The organism is Dokdonella sp., from assembly GCF_039926425.1.
Lineage (GTDB): Bacteria > Pseudomonadota > Gammaproteobacteria > Xanthomonadales > Rhodanobacteraceae > Dokdonella_A.
On record NZ_JBDSWZ010000284.1, the window covers coordinates 1 to 5,072 of the forward strand.

At 64.7% G+C, this 5,072-nt stretch carries 6 protein-coding genes and 1 pseudogene; 3 read left to right on the forward strand and 4 right to left on the reverse strand.

The features are described from left to right. Positions 1–509 (reverse strand): biotin/lipoyl-binding protein (locus ABIV12_RS16215; protein ID WP_348061241.1); only part of this gene is annotated, 509 nt, incomplete at its 3' end. 235 nt (positions 510–744) lie between these two features. Between ABIV12_RS16215 and ABIV12_RS16220 the strand changes: the two genes are divergently transcribed. From ABIV12_RS16220 to ABIV12_RS16230, 3 genes are read left to right on the forward strand one after another with little or no spacing between them, the layout of a single operon-like run. After that, positions 745–1,332: a sigma-70 family RNA polymerase sigma factor gene (locus ABIV12_RS16220; RefSeq protein WP_348061243.1), complete on the forward strand. Its 588-nt coding sequence runs from the start codon at positions 745–747 to the stop codon at positions 1,330–1,332. Then, positions 1,308–1,910, forward strand: a complete 603-nt coding sequence (locus tag ABIV12_RS16225) for a hypothetical protein (RefSeq protein WP_348061245.1) — start codon at positions 1,308–1,310, stop codon at positions 1,908–1,910. Before ABIV12_RS16220 ends, ABIV12_RS16225 begins: the two co-directional genes overlap by 25 nt. A 10-nt stretch (positions 1,911–1,920) precedes the next feature. Beyond that, entirely contained in the window at positions 1,921–3,201 is a 1,281-nt protein-coding gene (locus tag ABIV12_RS16230; protein ID WP_348061247.1) for a PDZ domain-containing protein, read from the forward strand. A 658-nt stretch (positions 3,202–3,859) separates the two neighbouring features. Here the strand turns inward: ABIV12_RS16230 and ABIV12_RS16235 are convergent. The 3 genes and pseudogenes from ABIV12_RS16235 to ABIV12_RS16245 all read right to left on the reverse strand — a co-directional run. Next, positions 3,860–3,983, reverse strand: a pseudogene (locus ABIV12_RS16235) (leucine zipper domain-containing protein); the annotation flags it as partial. A gap of 104 nt (positions 3,984–4,087) precedes the next feature. After that, positions 4,088–4,780 (reverse strand): methyltransferase, encoded by a 693-nt coding sequence (locus ABIV12_RS16240; RefSeq protein WP_348061249.1) that lies wholly within the window; start codon positions 4,778–4,780, stop codon positions 4,088–4,090. A 48-nt stretch (positions 4,781–4,828) separates the two neighbouring features. Next, positions 4,829–5,072, reverse strand: a 244-nt coding sequence (locus ABIV12_RS16245) for a nuclear transport factor 2 family protein (protein WP_348061251.1), incomplete at its 5' end; no start/stop codon positions are given.

Here is a 5,072-nt window from a genome sequence, read left to right on the forward strand (position 1 = left end):
TTGCGCTCGACTTCGCGCTCCGCGGTCTGGCGGTCGATGACGGCCTGCTCGTATGCCATCTGCGACGCCGCCTGCAGTTTGCGATTCGCGATGCCGGTGCGTTCGACTTCGAGGCCGAGGCCATCGAGCGTGGACTGTTCCTGCTTGAGCTTGTTCGTCAGTTCGGGCGAATCGATCTCGGCGAGCACATCGCCTTTCTTCACCTTGTCGCCGGCATGCACGTCGAGCGTGACGGTACCGGCAGTGCGCGTGTAGACGGTCGGACTCACCGCCGCGACGACCTTGCCCTGCACCGACACATCGCGGGTGAGCGTTCCGCGCTTGACCTCGGCGATGCGAAGACGCGCCGTGCTCGCCGATGAGTCGGCCGACATCAAACGGGCGACAAGCGGAAAGCACACGACAACAGCAATCACAGCAGCCACTGCAACGCCGATCCACGTGGCCCACTTGCGGCGATTGAGCGGCGGGACAACCTGGCGATCCTGGGCTGAGGTGTCGCGAATCATGGGCTGAAGGTCTCCGTGGAAAACATCGGGTTTGCTCAACCATCAGCAACGACCGTGCCATCCTGCAATCGACTGATTCGCAACGCTTTCACTCACGTCTGTCGCTTCGCGGACAGTGTCCGCCGAGCTGCCGGACAGCGGCCGGACACGCGTGCGAATCGTGCTGGCGTCCGGCGTTTCCGCGGCGCATCGTTGCGCTGCGACCAATCCGCATCCGCCTGCATCTGACAGTTCCGTGACCGCCGCCAGCTTCCAGATCGACATCCCCGACACTGTCCTCGCGCGAGCCCGCCGCGGCGAGACGGGCGCGCTCGAACAGATCTATCGCGCGTTCGAGCGACCGTCGTACACGCTCGCGTTGCGCATGCTCGGCAATGCCGACAGCGCGCGCGAAACGGTTCACGACGCAATGCTTCATCTGCTCGAGCGCATCCACCAGTTTCGCGGCGACTCGCCGTTCTGGGGCTGGCTGCGCCAGATCGTCGTCAACCAGGCGTTGATGCGCCTGCGTCGCGAACGCGGCGTCGCATTCGAGGAATTGCCCGATGACGACAGCTCGCCGGGCACCGCGCCGACGCCGTGGGCGCTCGCCGATTCGCGTCATCTCGAACAGGCGCTCGACCGGCTGCCTGCACTGACCCGCAGCGTGCTGTGGCTGTATCACGTCGAGGAATACACGCATCCGGAAATCGCCGCGATGACCGGCAAGTCGGTGAGCTTCTCCAAGTCCCAGGTCGCACGCGGCGGTGTCCGCCTGCGTGCGTTGCTCGAACCCACCCAGCCCCAAGAGGCCGCGCCATGTCTGATCGCGACGGCACAATGACCCCGCACGCCGATCCCACGCTCGCTGCCGCGCTGCGCGCGCTGCCCGATGCAGCGCCGCAGCCGGATCTGTGGCCCGAACTTGCACTCGCTCTCGCGAAAAAACGTAGCCGCCCGCGCGTCTGGCGCACCATCGTTCCCGCCGCGCTCGCTGCCGGGCTCGCACTCGCCCTGCTGTTGCCGCGCGATGGACGGCAGCCGTCGATCACGCCGGCGGTCGCGACATCGACACCAGCGAATCCGTCCGCGACACCGGCAGCGGTTCCATCAGGCGCTGACGAACTCGATGGGCTGCATACACGCTCGCAGACGCTCGAACGCTGGGTTGCCGCGGTCGCCGCGCGCGCGCCGCAGGACGGCCGCGACCTGATGGCCGCGGTCGAAGTGGAAGACCTGATTGGCCTGGTCGACGTGCAACTCGGCGCTGCGCACGATCACGCGCAAGCGTTGCCGCTGTGGCGCCAGCGTGTCGCACTGCTGGAAGACCTCGCGACGATCCGCGGTAGCGCCTACGCGATCGCCGCCAACGACGACGGCGCATCGCAGGAAACTGCCGCGACGCTCAACCGCATCAACTGAAGGTCCGATCATGAAACGCACACTTCTTTGCACCACCCTCGCCTTTGCGCTCCACGGCGCGATGGCTGCCGATACGAAGACCGCCGCGAGTGCACAGGCGCATGCCGACGCCCGTGTCGACGCCAATGTGACCAACGACGTCGAGGCGAAAACGACCGCAGCACGCAAGGAGTTCGACGACCTGCGCGCGCAGATGCAGTCGCTCTCGCGCCGCATGGCGGATCTCTCCGCGCAGCTCGGCGACGTCGGACCGCGCGCCTACGCCTACCGCTACGTCAGCCAGCCCGATCGCGCAATGGTCGGCATCGTGCTCGCCGCCGACAAGGACGGCGCGCGCATCAGCGCGGTGACGCCCGACGGTCCGGCTGCGCGAGCGGGCTTGCGCAACGGTGACGTCATTACCGCGATCGATGGCCAGCCATGGCCGGCCGGAGAGGAGAAAAACGTCTTGTCGCAGGCGCGCGAACGTCTCGCGAATCTGAAGGAAAACCAGAACGTCCATATCGACTATATGCGCGGCACAACGAGGGGAAGCGTCGTTGTCGAAGCACAGCGCCGCGAGGCGCGGAACTGGCCGGCCCTGATTGCTGAGGATCCGGCGCATCCGTTCCTGCCGAAGGATTTCAACGAACGCGTGCAGGCCGATGTCGACCGCGCGATGCGCGATTCGGAACATGCACTGCGCGACAAAGACCTCGCGCTGGTCGCAGCGAGTCGCGCTCATGCCGACTCGGCCCGCGCCACCCACGACCAGGTGCGCGCCGCGCGCGCGCAGGCGCGAGCGGGACTGCATCGCGGCATGCCGTGGTGGGGCATCAACCTCTCGCCGGTGGATGCCGACCTCGGTCGCTACTTCGGCGTTACCAGCGGTGCGTTAGTGCTGTCCACGGATCCCGAATCGCTGAAGGGATTGCGCGCCGGCGACGTGATCACCGCGGTCGGCAGCGACAAGGTGACGCGTCCCGAAGACGTGATGCGCGCGCTCCGCGATCAACCGGTCGGCAAGGATGTGGAACTGAAGCTGATGCGCGATCGCAAGCCGCTCGCGTTGAACATGAAGACACCGGCGTTCAAGTCGATCTTCGGCGCGCCGCCGATGCCGCCCGTGCCGCCGATGCCGGCGACTCCGCCCATGCCGCCGACACCAGCGACGCCACCTTTGCCGGCGTCGGCACCTTCGCCAAACGTTGGCGTATCAAGCGCGGCGCGCGTAGCGGCGGCGGTTGCAGCAACAGCGGCCTTGCCTGCGACTGCTGCCGATCCTGCAGCTCAACAAACGGGTGACGATTGACAAGGCGATTCGCGCCGGCGGATTTGCGCTGAGAAACTCGAGGTTTCAGCGCGGGCCAGTTGCGTTCGGCTACTCGGCGGACCGCTCACCCACGTCGTCTTCACAAACGGACCGCCCACGTCGACCTGTCGGTCCCGCTTCTCATGAGCCGACATAATTGCGTGGCGGCACACGACATGACTGACCGCTGGTTTTCACCGGGCGGCGGAAGATGAGGTGGCGGAACGTCGAGTACACGTTGAGTTTGAGCGTCGGCTTTCGGCCAGCAAGAGACGTTCGTGGTGGATCGGGTGTGCCGCCGCAAAGCTGCCATTGCCCAGCGGGACGGCCTGAAACTGGCGTTCGACGGTGTCGGCGGATCGGCGCCATCACAACGCCGAGTAACGCTCTCCCCAACAGCGGTTCAAATCCGCGGCGGTTCTGCTCCGCCTCACGTGTGATCCCTCGTCGCCGCACTTTCTTCGCTTGGGCACGACACTCTTTTTAGACGATCCTCGGCCTTCTTGAAAATTTCCGCACTAACGGGGTCGAGCCGGTTGTAATGACGCAGCTGGTGATTGAGGGCGACGGCGCGGCATTCGGAGGCCGCGCTCGCGGAGGCCTTCTCGGCCAACGGGTGCAGGCCGTCGCGAAGCAGGAATCGCTTCAGCCACTTTTACTCGGTGCGCATGCTGACACCCGCAATATGCGCGGCCTCTTCGACTCGCAGACCTTGGACCACGTTGCGATCAACAAGCAACACTCGACCGAGGACCCAATCGGGCATGTTTAGGCAGGTTCATCCGACGTTCTTGGGAGCTGGTCCGCTTCGTAACCCCAATTTTCTAGAGATGCCCGGGATTGGACAATCCACTTGGAGATCACAGCTGGTCGTCGTTGGTAGCCGTCACGGCTTCACAAACCGGTAGACGAAGCGATCGGTCTCGCCCTTGATCGAGGGATCGAACACCTTGACTGATCGCGGATCATCCTTGTTCGCGAGCATGGTGCTTTCCGCGTCCAGCAGGAAGCCGGCCGCCTCCACTTCTTTCCGAACGGAGGCGGGGTCGATCCGGTGCAGGGACTGGGCAACACTGGTGCCCGCTTCGCCAGCAGCGGCGTGGTCGACGATGACGTAGTACCCACCCGGCTTGACCCGATCGTACACGGCGCGATTGAAGTCGGCGGCCGTCGCGCCCTTGGACTGCATCAGCGTGGTGTGGAGATCGTGGTAGAACAGGTGCAGCCACAGGACCTCCGCCGGCTGCGTCACCTCGGGCATGGCAACCAGGTCAGCCGAGACGGCGTCGACATTCCCTCGGCCCGGCTCTTTCGCAAGCGCCCGCATAGCGCCGACCGGGTCGTTCTTGAAAAAATCGGCGATTTCGGTCGGGATGAAACTGTAGATCTTCCCTTCGGCTCCGACGACGTCGGAGAACCGGCGCGTCCAGTCTCCGTCGCCAGGGTACACGTCGATCACGGTGGAGCCAGCATCGACACGGGCGAATCGGATCAACTCTGAAATCTTCGATTGGTCGTACATTGGGATCTCCTTGACGGTTGGGTATTTGAAGAAAGCAGGGCGCTCAAGGTGGGCCACGGCTGAGCCAGCGTTTACCAGGAACGAATGGTCTCAGGTGGCCAAGCGCTACGCTGGCTTGGACGCGTGCGTCTGCGAGGCCCGCACCAGTGCCTGCGTGTCGACGTACTCGCGGATGTTGGTCAGTCTGCCGTCCCGCACCGTGATGGCGAAGACCCAGTGGTCCTCGAACGTCTTGTTCGTTGCGTTGATCTTTCCGCTTGCGAAGCCGGCGACGAATACTCGGTCTTCTTGCGCGACGAACTCACGGGGTTCAGTGGACATCTCCATCGACGCGGATGCGGTCTCAAGC

Excerpts from the sequence above, each read along its gene's own strand:
- ABIV12_RS16225 (WP_348061245.1), top strand. The coding sequence starts at position 1,308 with ATGTCTGATCGCGACGGCACAATGACCCCGCACGCCGATCCCACGCTC.
- ABIV12_RS16230 (WP_348061247.1), top strand. The coding sequence starts at position 1,921 with ATGAAACGCACACTTCTTTGCACCACCCTCGCCTTTGCGCTCCACGGC.